21 protein-coding genes and 1 tRNA gene are annotated in these 19177 nt (G+C 55.3%); 10 read left to right on the forward strand and 12 right to left on the reverse strand.

Annotated features, from left to right (window positions below; all coding sequences use genetic code 11):
* Nucleotides 1-210 precede the first annotated feature (210 nt).
* Together proB and H9X86_RS09090 are read left to right on the forward strand one after the other, a co-directional pair.
* Complete coding sequence (gene proB, locus H9X86_RS09085; RefSeq protein WP_204901214.1) at nt 211-984, forward strand: glutamate 5-kinase; 774 nt, start codon at nt 211-213, stop codon at nt 982-984.
* Nucleotides 985-986: 2 nt separating this feature from the next.
* Nucleotides 987-2234: a glutamate-5-semialdehyde dehydrogenase gene (locus H9X86_RS09090; RefSeq protein ID WP_243416908.1), complete on the forward strand. Its 1248-nt coding sequence runs from the start codon at nt 987-989 to the stop codon at nt 2232-2234.
* A gap of 169 nt (nt 2235-2403) precedes the next feature.
* Here the strand turns inward: H9X86_RS09090 and H9X86_RS09095 are convergent, their stop codons facing one another.
* The 5 genes from H9X86_RS09095 to H9X86_RS09115 all read right to left on the reverse strand — a co-directional run bounded on the left by H9X86_RS09095 (nt 2404) and on the right by H9X86_RS09115 (nt 6746).
* Nucleotides 2404-2883, reverse strand: coding sequence for a DUF4358 domain-containing protein (locus H9X86_RS09095; protein WP_204901216.1), 480 nt, complete (start codon nt 2881-2883; stop codon nt 2404-2406).
* Between the two features lie 32 nt (nt 2884-2915).
* The gene (locus tag H9X86_RS09100) at nt 2916-3893 is read right to left on the reverse strand and encodes a GDSL-type esterase/lipase family protein (RefSeq protein WP_204901218.1); all 978 of its coding nucleotides are present in this window, start codon (nt 3891-3893) and stop codon (nt 2916-2918) included.
* 133 nt (nt 3894-4026) lie between these two features.
* The gene (locus H9X86_RS09105) at nt 4027-4719 is read right to left on the reverse strand and encodes a YjjG family noncanonical pyrimidine nucleotidase (protein WP_204901219.1); all 693 of its coding nucleotides are present in this window, start codon (nt 4717-4719) and stop codon (nt 4027-4029) included.
* Nucleotides 4716-5954 carry a threonine/serine exporter family protein gene (locus H9X86_RS09110; protein ID WP_204901220.1) on the reverse strand — a complete coding sequence of 413 codons (1239 nt, stop codon included), beginning with the start codon at nt 5952-5954 and terminating at the stop codon, nt 4716-4718. The genes H9X86_RS09105 and H9X86_RS09110 overlap by 4 nt, the downstream gene beginning before the upstream one ends.
* Nucleotides 5955-6095: 141 nt before the next feature.
* Nucleotides 6096-6746, reverse strand: a complete 651-nt coding sequence (locus H9X86_RS09115; RefSeq protein ID WP_204901221.1) for a hypothetical protein — start codon at nt 6744-6746, stop codon at nt 6096-6098.
* A 187-nt stretch (nt 6747-6933) separates the two neighbouring features.
* Here H9X86_RS09115 and H9X86_RS09120 point away from each other — a divergent pair, with 187 nt between their 5' ends.
* The 4 genes from H9X86_RS09120 to H9X86_RS09130 all read left to right on the forward strand — a co-directional run bounded on the left by H9X86_RS09120 (nt 6934) and on the right by H9X86_RS09130 (nt 9440).
* Nucleotides 6934-7338 (forward strand): hypothetical protein, encoded by a 405-nt coding sequence (locus tag H9X86_RS09120; protein ID WP_204901222.1) that lies wholly within the window; start codon nt 6934-6936, stop codon nt 7336-7338.
* 51 nt (nt 7339-7389) lie between these two features.
* Nucleotides 7390-7518, forward strand: coding sequence for a hypothetical protein (locus tag H9X86_RS12745; RefSeq protein WP_275962509.1), 129 nt, complete (start codon nt 7390-7392; stop codon nt 7516-7518).
* A gap of 231 nt (nt 7519-7749) precedes the next feature.
* Entirely contained in the window at nt 7750-9066 is a 1317-nt protein-coding gene (locus H9X86_RS09125) for an IS1595 family transposase (protein ID WP_204901223.1), read from the forward strand.
* Between the two features lie 149 nt (nt 9067-9215).
* On the forward strand, nt 9216-9440 hold the full coding sequence (locus H9X86_RS09130; protein ID WP_118428373.1) for a hypothetical protein: 225 nt from the start codon (nt 9216-9218) through the stop codon (nt 9438-9440).
* Nucleotides 9441-9589: 149 nt separating this feature from the next.
* Here H9X86_RS09130 and H9X86_RS09135 read toward each other — a convergent pair whose 3' ends face one another.
* The 6 genes from H9X86_RS09135 to H9X86_RS09160 all read right to left on the reverse strand — a co-directional run bounded on the left by H9X86_RS09135 (nt 9590) and on the right by H9X86_RS09160 (nt 14181).
* Nucleotides 9590-9853: a glycoside hydrolase family 36 N-terminal domain-containing protein gene (locus H9X86_RS09135; protein WP_204901225.1), complete on the reverse strand. Its 264-nt coding sequence runs from the start codon at nt 9851-9853 to the stop codon at nt 9590-9592.
* A 353-nt stretch (nt 9854-10206) separates the two neighbouring features.
* Nucleotides 10207-11244, reverse strand: a complete 1038-nt coding sequence (locus H9X86_RS09140; protein WP_204901226.1) for a LacI family DNA-binding transcriptional regulator — start codon at nt 11242-11244, stop codon at nt 10207-10209.
* A 127-nt stretch (nt 11245-11371) separates the two neighbouring features.
* Nucleotides 11372-11677, reverse strand: coding sequence for a GNAT family N-acetyltransferase (locus tag H9X86_RS09145; RefSeq protein ID WP_204901227.1), 306 nt, complete (start codon nt 11675-11677; stop codon nt 11372-11374).
* The gene (locus H9X86_RS09150; protein ID WP_204901228.1) at nt 11670-12197 is read right to left on the reverse strand and encodes a branched-chain amino acid transport system II carrier protein; all 528 of its coding nucleotides are present in this window, start codon (nt 12195-12197) and stop codon (nt 11670-11672) included. Before H9X86_RS09150 ends, H9X86_RS09145 begins: the two co-directional genes overlap by 8 nt.
* Nucleotides 12194-13585: a 23S rRNA (uracil(1939)-C(5))-methyltransferase RlmD gene (rlmD, locus tag H9X86_RS09155; RefSeq protein WP_204901229.1), complete on the reverse strand. Its 1392-nt coding sequence runs from the start codon at nt 13583-13585 to the stop codon at nt 12194-12196. Before rlmD ends, H9X86_RS09150 begins: the two co-directional genes overlap by 4 nt.
* A gap of 5 nt (nt 13586-13590) precedes the next feature.
* A complete protein-coding gene (locus tag H9X86_RS09160; RefSeq protein WP_204901230.1) occupies nt 13591-14181 on the reverse strand; it encodes an epoxyqueuosine reductase QueH in 591 nt (196 codons plus the stop codon).
* A gap of 333 nt (nt 14182-14514) precedes the next feature.
* On the opposite strand from H9X86_RS09160, the gene H9X86_RS09165 reads away from it, so the two are divergent.
* Nucleotides 14515-15663, forward strand: coding sequence for a hypothetical protein (locus H9X86_RS09165; protein ID WP_204901231.1), 1149 nt, complete (start codon nt 14515-14517; stop codon nt 15661-15663).
* A gap of 283 nt (nt 15664-15946) precedes the next feature.
* Here H9X86_RS09165 and typA read toward each other — a convergent pair whose 3' ends face one another.
* Nucleotides 15947-17773 carry a translational GTPase TypA gene (typA, locus tag H9X86_RS09170; RefSeq protein ID WP_204901232.1) on the reverse strand — a complete coding sequence of 609 codons (1827 nt, stop codon included), beginning with the start codon at nt 17771-17773 and terminating at the stop codon, nt 15947-15949.
* 328 nt (nt 17774-18101) lie between these two features.
* Here typA and H9X86_RS09175 point away from each other — a divergent pair.
* From H9X86_RS09175 to H9X86_RS09185, 3 genes are all read left to right on the forward strand, one after another.
* Nucleotides 18102-18176: transfer RNA gene (locus H9X86_RS09175), tRNA-Arg, on the forward strand.
* 387 nt (nt 18177-18563) lie between these two features.
* Nucleotides 18564-18737 (forward strand): hypothetical protein, encoded by a 174-nt coding sequence (locus H9X86_RS09180; protein WP_204901234.1) that lies wholly within the window; start codon nt 18564-18566, stop codon nt 18735-18737.
* 82 nt (nt 18738-18819) lie between these two features.
* On the forward strand, nt 18820-19177 hold a 358-nt coding region (locus H9X86_RS09185), incomplete at its 3' end, for a helix-turn-helix domain-containing protein (RefSeq protein WP_204901236.1).

Here is a 19177-nt window from a genome sequence, read left to right on the forward strand (position 1 = left end):
CCTCTTTTCGTGAATCTTTTCTCCATTGCTCCATAAAGCACACCCCCACATCTGATACCATTTTACCAGATGCGGGGATGTTTTGGAAGTTTTTCGACAGTCTGAAAAGGGTCTGCTGCAAAATGATAATTTTGCAGCAGACCCTTTCTTTTTTCATCTCTCCGTGGTATGATACCTGTAATCTAGCACACTAAAGCGAGAGGAACAGATATGAGAATTGTAGTGAAAATTGGCACATCTACCTTGGCGCATCCCACCGGACGGCTGAATATCCGCCATGTGGAGGGGCTGGTGAAGGTGCTCTCTGACCTGAAAAATGCAGGGCACGAGACCATTTTGGTCTCCTCCGGCGCCATTGGCATGGGGGTGGGCAAGCTGAATCTGCCGGGCAAGCCCCAGGATATGCCCACCAAGCAGGCCGCAGCCGCCGTGGGGCAGTGTGAGCTGATGTACACCTATGACCGGCTTTTTGCCATGTACAACCACACCGTGGCCCAGATCCTCCTCACGGGAGAGGACATCGACCACCCGGATCGGCGGGAAAACTTCCAAAACACCCTGGAGCGGCTGCTGGAGATGGGTGTGCTGCCCATCATCAATGAGAATGACACCGTGGCCACCGCCGAGATCAAGGTGGGGGACAACGATACCTTAGGGGCCATTGTGGCATGCAGTGTGAGGGCGGACGTGCTGGTGCTGCTCAGCGATATCCGTGGCCTGTACACCGCCGATCCCCACAAAAACCCCGATGCCCAACTGATTGACAGGGTAGACCATATTTCCCCGGAAATAATGGCTCTGGCTGGCAGCGCTGGCAGTGCCTTGGGCACCGGCGGTATGGCCACCAAGCTGCGGGCCGCCCAGATGGTGATGGAGCAGGGGTGCGACATGGTCATTGCCCACGGGGAGCACCCGGAGCTTTTGTATGATTTGGTAGAGGGCAAGCCGGTGGGAACCCGGTTTTGCGCTGGCAAGGAGGAATGAACATGACCACCCAGGAATTGCTGCACCGGGCCAAAGGGGCCAAAAAGCAGGTGGCAGGGGCCACCACCCAGGAGAAAAATCAGGCTTTGCTGCGCATGGCGGATCAGTTGGAGGCCCACATGGAGGATATTCTGGCTGCCAATGCCCAGGATGTGGAGCGTGCCCAGGGGGTCATCGCTCCGGTGATGGTGGATCGGCTGCTGCTCAACCAGCAGCGCATCCGGGACATGGCACAGGGGATGCGGGAGGTGGCAGACCTGCCCGACCCGGTGGGTCAGGTACTGCGGCGAGAGCAGCGCCCCAACGGACTGGTGATCGAAAAGACCGCCAGCCCCATGGGAGTCATTGCCATCATCTATGAGAGTCGGCCCAACGTCACCTCAGATGCCGCCGCTCTGGCTTTGAAGGCGGGTTCCGCCTGTGTGCTGCGCTGCGGCAAGGAGGCGCACCAGTCCGCTGCCGCCATTGTGGCGGCCTTGCAAGAGGGCTTACAGGAGGCGGGCCTGCCCGCCGACGCTGTGGTGTTGGTGGAGGACACCACCCGGGCCTCGTCCACGGAACTGATGCAGGCCAACGGCCTGGTGGATCTGCTCATTCCCCGGGGGGGAGCGGGACTGATCCGGGCCTGTGTGGAGCAGGCCACCGTCCCCGTCATCGAGACGGGCACCGGCATCTGTCACGTGTACGTGGACAAAGGGGCGGATCTGGATATGGCCCTGAACATCCTGGAGAATGCCAAGTGCTCCCGCCCCTCGGTGTGCAACGCCTGTGAGGTGTGCCTGGTACACGCCGATGTGGCGGCGCAGTTCCTCCCCATGGTCTATGAGAGATTGGTGGAGCAGCGGGTGGAAAACCCGGTGCAGCTGCGCCTGGACCCACGGGCGGCAGCCATCATCCCCGGCACCATGGCGGGAGAAGGAGATTTCGACACAGAGTTTCTGGACTACATCCTGGCTGTGGGTGTGGTGGACAGCGTGGAGCAGGCCATCGACCACATCAATGCCCATTCCACCGGCCACAGCGAGGCCATCATCACCGCTGACGAGGAGGCCGCCCGGATGTTTACCACCCAGGTGGACAGCTCCTCGGTGTACTGGAACGCATCCACCCGCTTCACCGACGGGGGCCAGTTCGGCCTGGGCTGTGAGATGGGCATTTCCACCCAGCGGCTCCACGCCCGGGGTCCCATGGGGCTTTGCGAGCTGTGTACCTATAAGTACATCGTCCGGGGCAACGGACAGGTGAGATGAATGATAAATGAAGAATGAATAATGAAGAATGCAGGCCCTCCAGTCCCTGCCCCTTATGAAATCCGTGCCGCAGGCACACCATAATTCTTCATTTTTCATTTTTCGTTATTCATTTGAGAACATGAAAAAAGGATGCACGCAGTGGAAGCGTGCATCCTTTTTCATGTCTTCAGTTCCCCAGCTGATCCACCACGCCGGGCAGCTTGGCAGGATCTCCCACGGCCATCAGCACCGTGTTGTCCACCCGGCGAATCACCGCATTTTCCAGGCAGGGCACAGCGGCGGGGGCGTAGTCCTGATAGGTTTTGAGCTGCTTGTCCAGCCGCTTTTCACAGGCAGTTTCGGCGGCCTGGGCGGCCTGCTCGTCTTTCAGAACAAGGATGGCCAGCTCGTCGGCGCTCACCGAGGCATTCACCGCCAGATAGCCCACGCCGCTCTGGATGGACTCCCGGTCAATGTCGTAGAGCATCGCCAAGGTGTCCAAATCAATTTCTTGCATCTCTCCGGAGAACACACCGGAGTCCAGCAGCACCTGAGCCTCCTCTACGGTGTAGCCGGAGGGCTTTTTTTCCTCTTTCGGTGCGGGGGAGCAGCCCACCAGGCCCACGGCCAGCAGGCCAGCCAGGAGCAAAGCCAATTTCTGTCTCATATCTGTAAACACTCCTCTAAGATATCTGGAAATTATCCCTGCTTCCGGCTCTGGTCAAAGCGCTGGAAGCTCATGGTGTGGCTGGCCATATAATCCACCCAGCGACGATAGGCGCCGGGGGAGAAGTGCACGCCGTCGGAGGCCAGATCCGCCGGCAGGGATCCGTTTTCATCCCGATAGGCCGCTCCGGTGTCCACCAGAACTACCTTGTACTGAGCGGCCAGCTCCACGATCACCTGGTTGAAGGCGGCCACATTGCTGTTGTTGATGGAGGCGTTGAGCTTGTATTTTTGGGCTGTTTCCTCGTTGACAGGGGGGAGAGTTTGCAGGTAAATGACAGCGTTGGGCTGGATTTCATTCACCCGCTGCAACAGCTTGGACAGCCCCGAGCGGTAGCTCGCCAGAGGATAGCCCAGCTCATTGATGCCCATCATGATATACACGCTCTGGTACTGCTTCAGAGCCAGAGCCTCCAGAATGGTGTAGTCCTTGCCGTCAATGGAGACTACCTTGTAGTCTGGGCTGTCCACTCGAAACACATTCATGCCCCGGGAAAAGAGAAAGTCCCCGTACTTCAGGCCGCTGAAAGCCTTCAACCCTTCCGTGCGGGAGTCGCCAATGAAAGCGGCGGTTCCAAACCAGCTGTCATCCACCCGAGCAGTCTCCTCCACAAAGGTGCCAAACTGGTAGGGGGTGCTGGGCTCCTGGTGGGGGGCTTGTGTGGCAACGGGCGCTTGTGTGGCAACGGGCGCTTGTGTGGCAACGGGCGCTTGTGTGGCAACGGGCTTCTCCGTGGGAGCGGGGGTAGCTTCAGAAGTAGGATCGGAGTCAGGCTCGGGCGTGGGCTGGGATGGGGCAGCCGTCACCGCCGCCGGGCGATTGGGCCCGGTGGTGGGGTCTGCCTGGGGGGTGAATGAAGGGGCCTGGGCAGTGGAGCCGCAGCCGGACAGCACAGATGCCAAACACAGTGCTGCCAAGACATATGAAAATCCACGAGGTTTTTGACTCATAGTACAAATCTCCTTGTTTTCCGCTGGGTTTAACTCATGATATCACGCAGGGAGTGGGGGGTCAACAACAAAGCGGTAACAAAGTATTATGAGAGTATTAAATTCGGCGAAAAAACGGTATAGTCATGAAAATTCATGATTCCAGAATATGGATGATATCGTGGTAAGATCCGGCGGTATAGGTGGGCTGAGCGGGGCCGGAGAGAGGCTGATTGTGAGGGTTATACCAAATGGTGTCGATGCCGGAGCGGTTACCGCCCAGGATGTCGCTGCCCAGTCCGTCGCCCACCATGACCACCGTGGAGCGGTCGGTGATATGCAGGGCATCACAGACCTTGTCAAAGAAGCCGGGCATGGGCTTTTGCACCCCCAGCTCCATGGAGATAAAGATGTGGGGGATGAGGGTGTTGAGGTGGGTGCGCTCATAGCGGCCCCGCTGGGCATTGGGCATGCCGTTGGTGGCGATGGCCAGGGTCAATCCCATGGCTTTGAGCTTCTCACAAAAGTCCCAGGCGCCGGGGAGCAGATAGGCGCCCTGGCCCACCGTGTTGACAAATTCCTGGTTCCAGACTCTGGGGTCGTGGTGGCCGCCCTTGACCCGCATGAAGGCGGCAAACCGCTCCACCCCCAGAAAGTCCTGGTCGATCTCGCCCCGGGCGAAGGCGTCCCACAGGGCGTTGTTGATTTTTTGGTACAGGGCCTCTTCCTGGGGGCCAAAGTCATAGCCCCGGCGGGTAAAGACCTGGTGCAAGGCTTCCCGCTCCGAGCGTTGAAAGTCCAGCAGGGTCATGTCAGCGTCCAATAGGACGGTTTGGTAACGGCTCATAGGCAAGGCCTTTCCTTTCTTGCATAGTGCATGCGCAGGGCGGTGGACACCAGCAGAGTGCCCAGGGCAATGCAGCCGGAGACACCGAAGGTGCGAATCAAGGTCTCCAGAAACAGCTGGGATTCTCCCCGGATGCCGTAGTCCACCGCCTGGTACACGGTGAAACCGGGCACCAGGGGGAAGTAAGACACCACCAGGTAGGAGATGCTGGGGCACTTGCGCAGTCTGGCCATTACCTCGGCGTAGATGGCCACGGCCACCGAGGCTGCCAGGTTGGAAATAAACACATTGTTGCCGGTCAGCCACATCACCGGCATATACACCGCCCACCCCAGCGCACCGCCCAGGCAGCACAGAATGGAGCCGATACCCCGGACGTTGTACAAAAGGCAGAAACCCAGACACCCCATAAAGGCAAAAAAGCAGTATTCCAGGGGAGAGTATACCAGCACAGTGGTCAGACCCACCGCAGAGGGGAACAGCTGCTGAGAAAGAGCTATGGCAGCGCCGGTGCCCAAGGCGATGGCCCCGGCGGTGAGCACTGCCCGGGTGAAGGTGGACAGGCCGGAGACAATGTCCCCGGTGAGCAGGTTGCTCATGAAGTTGGTGAACACCAGGCCGGGCACCAGCACCATGATGGAGCCCACCACGGCGGTGCCGGGATTGATGGGCAGACCCAGGCCCAGGGCCACATATACCACCAGGGCCAGGACAAAGCCGCTGGCCATGGTGTTGATGAAGAAGTTGGAGCGGGTGCGGTTCAGGGCCAGCATACACATACCGCACAGCAGGCCGGACACTCCGGCCACCAGAGACTCCAGCCAGCCACCGGAGAAGAACAGGGAGAAGAACACAGATCCCACAAAATAGCCCACCAGCTGCCAACTGACAGGGTAGCGGCGGATGTTGGCGGCGGTCTGCCGCACCTCCAGCAGCACCTGCTGGGGGTCTTGGGGGGGATCTGCACAGATGCGCCGGGACAGGGCATTGAAGCGCTCGATGCCCTCGATATCGGTGCCGGACACTGTGGCCTGCCGCATTCGGGTGTGGACGCGGCCATCGGGGTCTGTGACTGAGACGATCAGGCAGTTGGGAATGGCGAATACCTCGCACTTCAGGTGATAGGCCCGAGCCAGGCGGTGGAGGGTGTCTTCCACCCGGTAGATCTCTGCTCCCGAGTGGAGCAGCCCCAGGCCCAGCTCACACCAGCTCTCCACCAGCAATTCGTAGTTCATGCCCCATGTCTCCTTCCCGGAAATTCAGTCCATTCAGCCCAATGAGTATACCATATCATACCCCGATTGCAAGCCACTTTGCAAAAAAATGGGTCTGTTGCAAAATCACAATTTTGCAACAGACCCATTGTGGGGTGCGGGTCATTCTATGGTGAGGGTGTCCAGCATGGCCAGCTGGAGACCATGGTAGAGGGCGGCATCCTCACTGTCCATCACATAGGATTGCTCCACCAACAGGGTGCTGTGGTCAGAAAGCTCTAAAATCCAGAACTGACGGTAAATGCCGTCCTGGGGGCTGACCACCAGGGTATGGGCGGTGTAGTTCTGGCTGCCTACGGTCACCTGCTGGCCCAGATCCGGGATGTTTTCCTGGAGAATCAGGCCCTGACGCACGGTGGCGGCATCCATGCCGTTGATGCGGCTGACTGACAGGTAGTTACCAGGCCCCACCATAAAGGAATCTCCGTCTTCCCAGCCCTGTCGGGTAAAAATGGCGGGATCGTAGACCATGGAATAGCCCTGGAGGCTGTAATGGCGCAGCCCATTTGCGGTGTAGGTGGCCCCGTCCAGCTGATAGGACAGGGGCGTCTCCACATCCGGCTGGTAGGCGGGGATGTCCCAGGACTGATTGGGAATGTTGTCCGTAGCCGCCGGGGCAGGGGTATAGGTGCCCGTCAGAGTCTGGCTGGAGGAGCGGTTGGAGGTCGTATCCGGGGAGACGGGGGCGGCAGTGCAGGCACACAAAACCCCACACAGCAGCATAGAGAGCATACACAGTGATGTCCGACGCATACAGAGACCTCCTTTTTCATGATGACATCATTATATATACATCAATCCTGCGGAACAACAACAGAAGGGTTAAGAATGGTTACAATTTGTTTACGTCATCCCAATATCCAGGCGTTGACAGCGGGGGTGGAGAGAGGCTACAATGGGGGAAATAAGCCGAGACCAGGGCATGTGCAGGAGGAAAGACATGGAAGAACTTGTGAAGCTATATCGGGACTATGTGCAGCAGGCGGCCCAGCCCCACAACCAGAAACGGCCCTTTCAGGGGGCTTACGGGCTGATGGGCGGCCCGGCTTCCAACTCCTTTCACCAGCAGTTTGCCCAGGGGGTGGAGCAGGCCCTGGCCCAGGTGGGAGAGGAGCAGCGGCGGGAGGCGGTGGAGTATGTGCTCCGCCAGCCCCTGGAGCACAAAGCAGACCCCACGGTGTACTGGATGTTTGTGGCGGTGCACGGGGCGGTTCTGCCCTACCTCAAGGGCTTGACCTCGGAGCAGGCCCGGGACTTGCAGTGGTGGTATGAGCGTTCCTACCCCCGCCGGGAGCAGACTCCGGTGCAGCGGCGGGTGGTGTCCGCCCTGCAAAAAATCCGATGACCCCCATATAAATTGGGGAGATGAACCCGGAACCCACGGAAGAAATACGGGGTGCATGTGACTCAGCAGCAGCTGATGGTGTTCGTCAGAGAATTCCATCGCTTCCGCCACCGTCATCGGCGATGGACTCTGGTGGAGGTGGAGGGTCACGATGGGGAGTATGTGAAGATTCAGATATAGCACGCACAAACAATTAGCTGGTGGTGGTAGGGGAGAGGCATCCCCCTCCACATAAGAAAGAAGAAAGGATGTGTCACAGCTTTTGCGACACATCCTTTCTATATGTCTCTGTCCGAGATGAGTATTGGTGAGCAAAAATATACATTTTCACAGAAAATTATGCATAAACAGAATTGTAGCTGACATAAAAAGTTATATTCCCTTACAAAAACAATTTTGTGGGGGTACTTTATGTCTAATTTTCATTCCAATTACAAAGATATTCATAAACAAATTGCTATTGCTGATTTTACAGACGAGCAAATCCAAGAGTTAATCACCGCTCTGCAAATAAAGCGGAGTGCCAAATCCAAACTGACAAAGGAAGAAAAGGTATTCTATCAATGTTGCAGAGAACGGAGAAGTTATGCCCAAAACCAAGACTTGGATACTGTTGTCTGCCCTATTTGTGGTTCTGTCAAGGTTATCAAGAACGGAACAAGAAATGGCAGACAGAGATATTTCTGCAAGGATTGTCAAAAGACATTTGGAGATACCAACGGCACAGTTGCCTTTCGCTCCAAAATGTCTATTGGCAAATGGATTGAGTTTATCAAGTTGACCTTACAAGGTGAGAGTTGCCGTACCATAGCCAAAAATCTCCGTATCAACAAACAGACAGTATTACACAACAGATATAGGATATGTGCTGTTCTCCATCAGCTTGTCAGCAATCAGGACGATTTCAGAAGTTTGGCAGAGAGTGACGAGTATTACTATCCCTTGTCTTTCAAGGATATAAAAGACCCTATGTTCTTCTTGGGTACACTTGGCAGAATGCCATACACCCATAGAAAGTTAGATAAGAAACTTGAATATGTTGAGAAACAAGGATTTGATACTGAGTTCTTGCATTCCCTCCACAAAAATGCAAAGTTGGATAGAAACGAGTTGCTGAACTTTGTTGAAGAAGATGATTTGCAGTCACAAGAGAAGTTCTCTAATGCCCTAAACCGTATGGATACAGAAAAAGTCATTCAAGTCCTAAAAACTCTGAACGAACAGCAGAAGAAAAAGAGAGGTATCAGCAATCAGCAAGTATGCTGTCTGTCTTGTGTGGACAGGGATAAAAACCACTTTTTGCAGACTGTTTGTGTCGGCAGAATACAGCCAACTCATATCGAACAAGCCCTTGTCCCCCACTTCTCAAAAGATACTGTTTTGGTTGCAGATAGCCACAGAGCATATAAGACGGTAGCCAACAAGCATAAGATACCCTTAAAGCAAATCCCAAGTGGAAAACATACAAGCGGTGGGTACAGTCTCGGTCATATCAACGGCTACCACCACAACATTAGTGATTTTATGTATCTGTATCACGGTGTAAGTTCAAAGTTCCTCGACTACTATTTGGCTCTGTTCTATTGGATTGAAAAGAACAAGGACAAATCCTATCTTGACCAAGCCTATGATATTATCACTCTGTTATCCAATCAGACTAAGAAAATACCGCTTGCCAAGTTTAGGGACAAGCCGATATCCTTTGACTTGAAAGGGCTTTTGGGCTAAAAAAAGTTTAAATTTCGTTTTTGGAATGAGACAAATAGACCGAAGTATGCTATAATATAGCCATAGTTCGGAACTTTTTGCTGTTCTTTTCGTCTATATAGACAAGGAACAGTTAGACAAACTTGTATTTGACAAAGGAGTGTGTTTGTATGAAAAAGAAAACTGTATCCATAGTGTTGTTTTTGATTGCCTTTATTTCAACGTATTTGATTATTTGCTTTGCAATCCCTGGCATGAGAATTAAGTTAGAAGCAGAACCGATAGAAATATTCTTTAAGAGTATCACCCATATGGTGTTTTTCAAAACGATGATATCTCTTGTCGTTGCAATTATATTTGGTGCAATTCCCTTGTTCTTTGGAAAGAAGAAGTAAGCCAATTCCAATTAGTTGAACTGAATAGTATATCCCATAGGAGGAGCAAGGTCGATACACCTTGCTCCTTTTCATTGGGCATTCATAAAAAATGAATAAAAAGGTCAGTTATACATACCAATACTTATCTCGGACAGAGACTTCTATATTTACTGCACAGGGAGAATCATGCACTGGAAGGGAGTGAGGGTCTGCCCGTGGTACTGCACCGGGGTGGGGTTGTGGTTGTGGGTGGAAATGCCACGGCGGTTTTCTATGACGATCTTGCCGTAGCTCACCTTCTGCACAAACCGCTGCTGTTCAGCGCCCCAGTGGCCATGGACGTTGGAGAAGTTCAGACCCTCATAGGGAATGTGGAACTGCCCACTGTGGAGCTTTTCCATCTGGATGGGAGCGTCCGTACGGTTTTTCACCACCACGCTGCGCTCCATCAGGTCAAAGTTAGGTGTCTCACCAGGCCCTGGTCGTCGATGCCAAATCCGTAACTGGTGGATTTGGTGCTGAGCAGGAACATCTCTCGCTCTCGGCTAACTGCAATACTCATGGCGGCCCTCCTCCGCTATTTTTGTTCAATGTATCGACAATGATAGCACTCAGGGTATACTCCGTCAATATATTTACTAAATATTATACCTCGTGAGTAAAAAATCTGTAAAATATTTACTAAAACAATTACTCGAAATTATGAAAAATGCAGAGGAAAAAATCCTCTGCATTTCCGGTTATGTGGCCACATGGGGGCCCTTTTGGTGGGACGGTGAGGTTATCACACGCTGCCCCGCTGCTCCAGGCGGCAGGAGATGGTGATCTTCTTGGGGTGGCTCTTGTTCTGCCACAACAGCTCCAGGCAGAGCACAGCGGCCTGGGCGCTTTCCTGCATGTACACCTCCACCGAGGACAGGGGGGGCTGGGACAGCTGGGAGAGGGGGGTGTTGTTGAAGGTGATGATCCCCATCTGCTCCGGCACCTGAATCTCCCGCTCCCGCAGGGCTTTGAGCAGCCCGGGGGCTACCACATCGCTGGCGGCGAAGATGGCCTCCGGCAGGGGCTTTCCGCTGTCCAGATAGGCGATCGTGGCCTCATAGCTGCTTTTGGAGTTCATTTCGCAGTCTATGACCAAGTCGGGGTCAAAGCGCTCCCGCTCCAGCAAGGAGTTTTTGTAGTAGTAGAAGCGGGGGTCCATGGACAGCTCCTTGGTGTTGCCGAAGGTGTACACGCTGCCCAGGTAGGCGATGCGCTGATATCCCCGCTGCCAGAAGCAGCGCAGTACCTGGCGCACCCCCAGATGATAGTTGGGGACGACGCTGTGATACCGCTCCTCGTCGGGGGAGGAGTCCAGAAACACGATGTTGTGGGTGTAGCGGTGGAAGTCCGTGATCTCCTCCTGGGTGAATCGGCCAATGGCTACCACACCGTCCAGGGGCTGGTCATCGTGCTTGACAAAGTGCCCATCCTGATTGCGCAGAAGGGGTACAGTGGTCCATTTCTTTGAAAAACACACCTCATCCAGGATATTTTTCAGGGTCAGGTAGTAGATGTCCTCCAAAAGCTGCTGATGTTCAAACATCTGGGCAATGCCAATGCGCTTTTCCACCACTTCCTGGGGCTTGGCGGCGGGGGTTTCGGCCTCCTGGTAGGCCTGGTAGCGCTGCTGCACGGTGCGATAGCCCAGGTCACGGGCGGTTTGCACGACCCGGTTACGGGTCTCCTCAGTGACGCTCAGGGAGGGGTCTTGATTGAGCACCCGGGAGACCGTGGCCTGGGAAACCCCGGCGATGGAAGCAATTTCTTTTAAGGTTGCCATGGTGACACACCTCCATACAGAGAATGGACAACAAGATTACTAATAATTTTACTACATTTGACACCATGGCACAAGTGGGAAAATAAAAAGGCCCTCCGCCGGGAGGGCGGAGGGAGCGGGGGGAGGATCATGGGGAGCTGGTTCCATGACCGTTAACCAGGGAATACAGTACCACATCTCTCCAACGGCCATCTTTGGAGAAAAAATAGTCTCGCAAAACCCCTTTTTTGGTCATACCTACTTTTTGCATGACCCGCTGGGAAGCGGAGTTATCTACGCAGCATTTGGCCTGCACCCGGTGGAACCCAACCTGGTCCAGCAAGTAGCGAATCACCGCAGTGGCGGCTTCTGCGGCATAGCCATTGCCCCAGTATGCTTTGCCAATCTTCCAGTCCAGCTCACACCAACGGTTTCGAGGGCTGAAATCATCCACGAAGATTTCTTCGATTCATTGGCCAACAGGGCAGCAACCCCACACATACCCCCAACAGGGCTGGGAGCATCCATCCAAGGCCCAGGGAATCCAGGGGCAGATATGCTTTTGCCCACTGGGTGAGGGCAAAGAAGCACCCAGTAAAGAGAAGGGAGAACACCCAGGTGTATTTCTGAGGAATGTAGGGCAGCAGGGCAAGTTCAAAGGATGCGCTGCCGGTGCGGGGCAGGGCAAACAGGGGTCCAATGAGCAGGTAAATGCCCACAGAGAGGAAAACAGCAAACTTTTTGCTCACCAGGGAGCCCAAATCGCTCATGGACGAGCCCACCAGCACCACGGCGATCATGCCCAAAATGGCGATGCCTGCATCGGTGAGTATGAAACCCGCCAGGGCTGAGACAAAGTTGGTGCCCGCCAGTTGTCCCATGGCCGGGGGGAAGATCATGTTTCCTGCCCCGAAAAAGATGGCAAACAGGGTCAGGGAGACGGAGAGGAGCTGCTTTGCATTCAGTTTTTTCATAAAGTTGGTTCCTCTTGGGTGGAAATCGGTTGGAGGGCGGACGGGGTGGCCCGGTGCAGGGAGACGACATTCTCAATGTGGGCCGTGCGGGGGAACAAGTCCACCGCCTCGGCTCGCCAGGCCTCATAGCCCAGGGCGGCAAACCGCTTCAAATCCCGGCCCAGGGTGGCGGGGTCGCAGGAGACGTACACCACCCGAGGGGGTGCCATGCGGGCGATGGTGTCCACCACGTCGGGGGCAAGGCCCTTCCGGGGTGGGTCTACCACCACCACGTCGGGGGTGATGCCCTCCTGCTCCAGCTGCACAGCCAGTTGGGAGGCATCGCCGCACAAAAAGCGGGTTTTGTCCGCCAAACCGTTGCGTCTGGCGTTTTCCTTGGCATCTTCAATGGCCTGGGGCACCACTTCCACCCCAATGACCTGGGCGGCGTGGGGAGCCAGGGTCAGGGAGATGGTGCCAATGCCGCAGTACAAGTCCACCACCGTCTCGGTTCCGGTGAGGGCGGCAAACTCCACCGCCCGCCGATACAACACTTGTGTCTGGGGCTGGTTGATCTGGAAGAAGGAGGGGACGGACAGCCGGAAGGTGTGGCCGCACAGGGTCTCCTCCAGCCAGTCCTGGCCCCACACAGTGCGGTACTCCTGCCCTAAAATTACGTTGGTTTTCCGGGTGTTTACGCTGAGCACCACACCCACCAGGGAGGGGACGGCGGCTTTCAAAGCGTCCACCAGCTGGTCGGCGTGGGGCAGCTGCTTGCCGTTGATGATGAGGCAGCACAGCACTTGCCCCGCCTGATTGGTGCGCAGGTACAGGTGGCGCACCAGTCCCTTGCCCGTCTTTTCCTGGTAAGGGGGAATGGAATACTCCTTCATCCAATCCGCCACCACCTGACGGCACAGGCTGTCCACCTGGGGCTGGAGGTGGCAGTGGGGGATGTCAATGACCTGGTGGGTGCGGGAGCGATAGTAGCCGATGCCACTTTCACTGACGGGGAACTGCACCTTGTTGCGGTAGCCCTGGGTGTTTTGGGCGCCATGGATGGCGGACACGGGCAAGTCCAGCCCGCCCAGGCGGTGGAGAGCGTCTTGCGCCCGCTGGCGCTTGGCCACCAGCTCCTCCTGGTAGGTCATGTGGCGGAATTGGCAGCCCCCGCACTTATCATAGTGAGGGCAGTCCGGCTCCTGCCGAGCGGGAGAGGGGGTGCGGAGGGTGACAATGTGGGCCCAGGCGGCGTTGTGGCCCACGTGCTCGATGCAGATGTCTGCGTCTTCCCCTGCCACTGCCCCGTGGACAAAGACCACCATGCCGTCAATGCGGGCTACCCCGGTGCCGTCGCTGGCGTAGCTTTCTATGTGTGCGGGATAAATCTGTCCTTTTTGCAGTGCCATGGCGGTCATCTCCCCTCTGCTGCCTGGGCAGCCTGCTGTTTATGCAGCTTGTGCAGCTGCTTTTTTCGACGGTTGGAGAAGCGGTCTTCCTCGCTGTAAATGCAGCCGCAGTATTTTTGCATGTACAGACCCAACGCCCGGGCCTGCTCTTGACCGTCCCGGAATCGGGGACGGAAGTCGTAGGGCAGGAATTCCACCCCGTACTTTTCTCCCACCTTGGCTCCAATTTCACACATCAGTTCCCGGTTTTGGTAGGGGGAGATGAGCAGGGTGGAGGTGAAGGCGGTAAAGCCCCGTTCTGCGGCGGTTTTTGCGGTCTCCTCAAACCGGCGGGCATAGCACCAGGAGCATCGGGCATCCGAGTTGGCGGCCACGGCGGCGGTAAATTCCCGCAGGCCGTAGTCGTCCACCTCCACCAAAGGCAGGTCAATCTCTTGGGCGTACTGGCGCAGGGTGTCCCGGCGCTGCTTGTACTCCAGGAAAGGGTGGATGTTGGGGTTATACCAGAAGCCGGTGGGGGTGTGCCCCTCCTCCCGCAGTTGCTGAATGCAGGCCACCGAGCAGGGGGCACAGCAGATATGCAGAAAAATATTCATAGAAGCTCCTTTATCATAGCCGTTTTGCGGCTGTGATACCGTGACGGAAAGGCCGGAATGGTATCATGCCATGTTTTTTGGTTGCCCCGCAAGGGGCGAGAAAAACGGCCATTAAAATCCCGGTATCATAGCCGTTTTGCGGCTATTATACCATGGTGGCCTCGTCCCCGCAAGAAAGGAAGCGGGCCGGGCAAAACAGCCGGGTTAAAAAGATGTATTTACTTTTGCTCACAAAAGTGATAGGATAATAACAGTCGAAAGTTGTGGAAATTCCACGAACGAGATCACATAACTCTGCCCGTCCAGGGCAGACCGAAAAGAGGAGGAGATTTTATGCGGTTCTGTGAGTATTGCGGCAGCCAACTGGAGGATGGGCAGCAGTGTACCTGTCCCCAGGCCCAGCAAAAGCAGCAGGAACAGGCCACGCCTCAACCCGAGATGTGGAGCCAGCCTGCCCAGCCGGAGCAGTCCACGCCCCAGCCCCCCCAGTCCGGTCAGCAGGGATATGGCTATGGGCAGGCAGAGGAAAGCCAACCTGGCTATGGCTATCAGCAGCAGGCAGGTGATTCCCAGCAGTCCGGGTATGGGTATCAACAGCAGCCGGGTGCGGGTCAGCAGCAGACCGGCTACGGGTATCAGGCCCAGGGCGGGCAGGGTCAGCCCGGGGGACAGCCCTCGCAGCAGGCCCAGCAGTTTGCCCAGATGGGAAAGCAGATGCGGGACACCACAGTCCACGCAGCCAAGAGCCTGAAGCCCTTTTTCTCTCAGTATCTGGCCTCCCCGGTTCAGGCGGTGCGCACCGCTGTGGCGGAGAAGAATCTCACCCTGGCAATCACCTTGACGGTCATCCGGGTGGTGGTGGTCATCGCTTTGCTGTGGAGCATGGTGGGGAAGGTGGCCGGCATCCTGCGCAGTGCAGTTGGAGCCTTGGGGGCATTGAGCAGTATGCTTGGAAGCAGTGCTGCCATGACAGTAAAGGGGAATGCCCTGGGCTGCATTGTGTACGGACTGCTGATTGCAGTGGTGGGCATGGCCCTGTTTACTCTGGTGCTCTTTGTGCTCAGCCGCATCTTTAAGAGCAGCAGCAGTATTTTGGATGTGTACATTGCCAACAGCGCCAACGGCGGTGTGACCACGGTGGTGCTGGCGCTGGCCTTCCTCTGCTCCCTGTTCTCCCTGGAGCTGGGGCTGGGCCTGGTGGCGCTGGCGTGTTTCAGCGCCGTGCTGTTTGGCAGCCTGTCTGCCCAGGTGGTGTGCGGAGAGCAGGACAAGGGAATGTTCTGGCTGTGCTATTTGGCAGGGGCTGCGGTGGTGCTGCTGGTGAGTTGGTGGCTGATTCCCACCATGGTGATGCAGGCGGTGGGCGGCATTGCCCTGTCCATGAATGGGGAGACCGTCACCATCCGTCAGATGCTCAAGCAGTTTGAGGATGTTGGGGTGTCCAATATCATCTCCGGGCTGTTCAGCAATATGATGTACTAAAATCTCAAAAATGCAACCATTTTTGAGAGGGAATGCAGCCCGCTGCATGCATCCTTGGGTCAAAGGACGACCCAAGGCCACACTGGCGGGCTGAGAAGTGTTTTTCCCGATGCGCATGTCCCCGGAAAAAACGGATTTTCATTTATTTTCCGGCCCCTGGGCGGGAAAATTCTGCCGAGGGCTTTTGAACTATGAGAGATCATCGGTCCGTCTCGAATAGATTGAAGTTTTTGACAGGATAAAAAGGCGCTGCCAAGCTGGCAGCGCCTTTTTCAGCTCTTATTTAAGACTTTTTTCCCTTCTGGGCCTTCATGCGCTGCTCATGGTTGAGAATACGCTTGCGCAGGCGCAGGTTTTCGGGAGTGACCTCCAGGATCTCGTCGTCGGCCAGGAACTCCAGGCACTGCTCCAGGGACAGAATGCGGGGAGGCACCAGGCGCAGGGCCTCGTCGGAACCGGAGGCACGCATGTTGGTCAGCTGCTTTTTCCGGCAGACGTTGACGGTGATGTCCTCCATCTTGGGGCACACGCCCACCACCATGCCCTCGTACACAGGCACGCCGGGGCCGATGAACAAAGCGCCACGATCCTGGGCAGCGAACAGGCCGTAGGCCACGGACTCACCGGTCTCGTGGGCCACCAGGGAGCCGGTGTTGCGCCGCTGGATCTCACCCTTGTAGGGCACATACTTCTCAAAGACGGAGGCCATGATGCCCTCGCCCTTGGTGTCGGTCAAAAACTCGTTGCGGTAGCCGAACAGGCCACGGGAGGGCACCAGGAACTCCAGCTTCATGCGGCTGCCCACGGGAGTCATGGAGAGGAACTCTGCCTTGCGGGCGCCCAGCTTTTCCATGACTGCGCCCACGTTGTCGGCGGGCACATCGGTGACCACTCGCTCCACAGGCTCGCACTTGACCCCGTCAATCTCCTGGTAGAGCACACGGGGGGGAGAGACCTGGAACTCGTAGCCTTCCCGGCGCATGGTCTCAATGAGGATGGACAGGGACATCTCGCCACGGCCAGCCACGTTGAAGGAGTCGGTGGAGCTTTCCACCTCGGTGACCCGCAGGGACACATCTTTGAGGGTCTCACGGAACAGACGATCCCGCAGCTGGCGGCTGGTGACGAACTTGCCCTCCCGGCCGGCATAGGGGGAGTCGTTGACGGAGAAGGTCATCTCCAGGGTGGGGGCGGAGATCTTGACAAATTCCATGGGCTCCACAGCGTCCTTGGCGCAGATGGTGTCGCCGATGGTGATGTCGCCGATGCCGCTCATGGCAATGATCTCACCGGCGGAAGCCTCGGTGACGGGGGTACGGGCCAGGCCGTCGAAGGTGTACAGGCTGACAGCTTTGGCCTTTTTGGCCTCGTCGGGGGTGTGGTAGTTGCACACCACGATCTCCTGGTTTTGCTTGATGGTACCCCGCTCAATGCGGCCGATGGCGATACGACCCACGAAGTCGTTGTAGTCGATGGAGGAGACCAGCATCTGGAAGGGAGCCTCGGTGTCGCACTCGGGAGCGGGAATGTACTCCAAGATGGTCTCGAACAGGGGCACCAGATCGGTGCCGGCCACGTCGGGGGAGTAGGAGGCGGTGCCCTGACGGCCGGAGCAGAAGAGGGTGGGGGAGTCCAGCTGCTCGTCGGTGGCGTCCAGATCCATCAGCAGCTCCAGCACCTCGTCCACCACCTCGTGGATGCGCTGGTCGGGCCGGTCGATCTTGTTGACCACCACGATGACACGGTGGCCCAGCTCCAGGGCACGGGAGAGCACGAAGCGGGTCTGGGGCATGGGGCCTTCAGCGGCGTCCACCAGCAGGATAACGCCGTTGACCATCTTCAAAATACGCTCCACCTCGCCGCCGAAGTCGGCGTGGCCCGGGGTGTCCACGATGTTGATTTTGGTGTCCTTGTAGTGCACGGCGGTGTTCTTGGCCAGAATGGTGATGCCACGCTCCCGCTCCAGGTCGTTGGAGTCCATGACACGGTCCACGGTGGCCTGGTTCTCCCGGTAGATGCCGCCCTGCTTGAGCATCTCATCCACTAAGGTGGTCTTGCCGTGGTCAACGTGGGCAATGATGGCTACGTTGCGCAATTTTTCGTTTTGCATCTGTCGTTCTCCTTATCATAAGGCTGGGGGTTACAGCCGAAATCTACATACAGCCATTCATTATATCCCGAAAAACAACGAATTGCAACGGCAGAAGGGGAGAAAACCCGGGTCAATCCAGAAAACTTCTTGTGCCGCATTGACAGTTTGGTCTCAAGTGAGTACAATATACCAAGCAGTGGAAACCACCGGACAAATGTATAGGCCTCCGTAGTTAAATGGATATAACAAGCCCCTCCTAAGAATATGTTTTGACATCCGCCTTTGGAGGAAAGGCGATTGACAATCTGTTCGTTTACAACTTAATATTATTATAGATTTTGCAAATGCCCCCTTAGTTAAATGGATATAATAAACCCCTCCTAAGGGTTAGTTGTGAGTTCGATTCTCGCAGGGGGTGCCACAAACAACGCCTGAAAGCCTTGATTTTACTGGGTTTTCAGGCTTTTTTGATTTTTGCCCATTTTACATTTTAGCCAAAATCCTGTTAGCAAATGTTAGCAAGCCGGTTTTTTATTAACTCTGGAACACTCAACTTTCAGGCGGTTGGTCTGCTAACAAAAATTAGCAAGATTTTTGCCGTTTTGCTAACAAAATCAGCCTCTCTGCTAACACGACCATTTTTGGAGCAAAAAAGCTTGCTAACAGACAAGGCGGTTGACAACTTGGTTTTGCCTATATTACTTGTTTCTAATTGGTGAGTTATGCCCTGCTCAAATGCTATAATCTAATCGCATACTTTTTCATTTTTCACAGATGACATATAGTAAAGTCATCAGGAGGTGTTATTATGAGAAGCTCTAAATATCATCTATATTTGACCGTTTCAGAATACAACAGCATTGTAAATGCTCTTATCAATTTAAAGAATGCGCTCATCAGTCAAGGCAAGTACACCGATGGTGTTGACGATGTATTGATAAAATTGATTACTACTAAAAAGAAGAAATTTAAAGTAAAATAAGCCCTCTGATTAGATTACTGATATGCTCCCTCTATGAGAGACAGTGAAATAAAACACTGTCAATCATGGAGGGAGCATTGTCATGCCAAGGAAGCAAAAGTTAGGTGTAGAAGAAAAGATCAAGATTATACGAGATTATCTCAAGGGACAGATCAGCATAAGTGAAGCGGCTCGGAGAGGCAAGGTTTCAGGTGAGACAGTCAATCAATGGATACGCAACTATGAGGCAGATGGGGTAGATGCATTTCTATCGCGCAAAAACCATGTGTACAGACCGGAGTTAAAGAGGCAGGCCGTGGAGGATTATCTGTCTGGCATAGGAAGTCTGGCAGATATTTGCAGAAAATATCATATTGGGAATCGTGCACAGCTCAGGGATTGGATAAAGGTGTATAATGCTCATGGAGATTTCAACTCCGTAAAACACTCAGGAGGAGGAA

It is taken from the genome of Pseudoflavonifractor capillosus (genome assembly GCF_016902575.1).
Lineage (GTDB): Bacteria > Bacillota > Clostridia > Oscillospirales > Oscillospiraceae > Enterenecus > Enterenecus capillosus_A.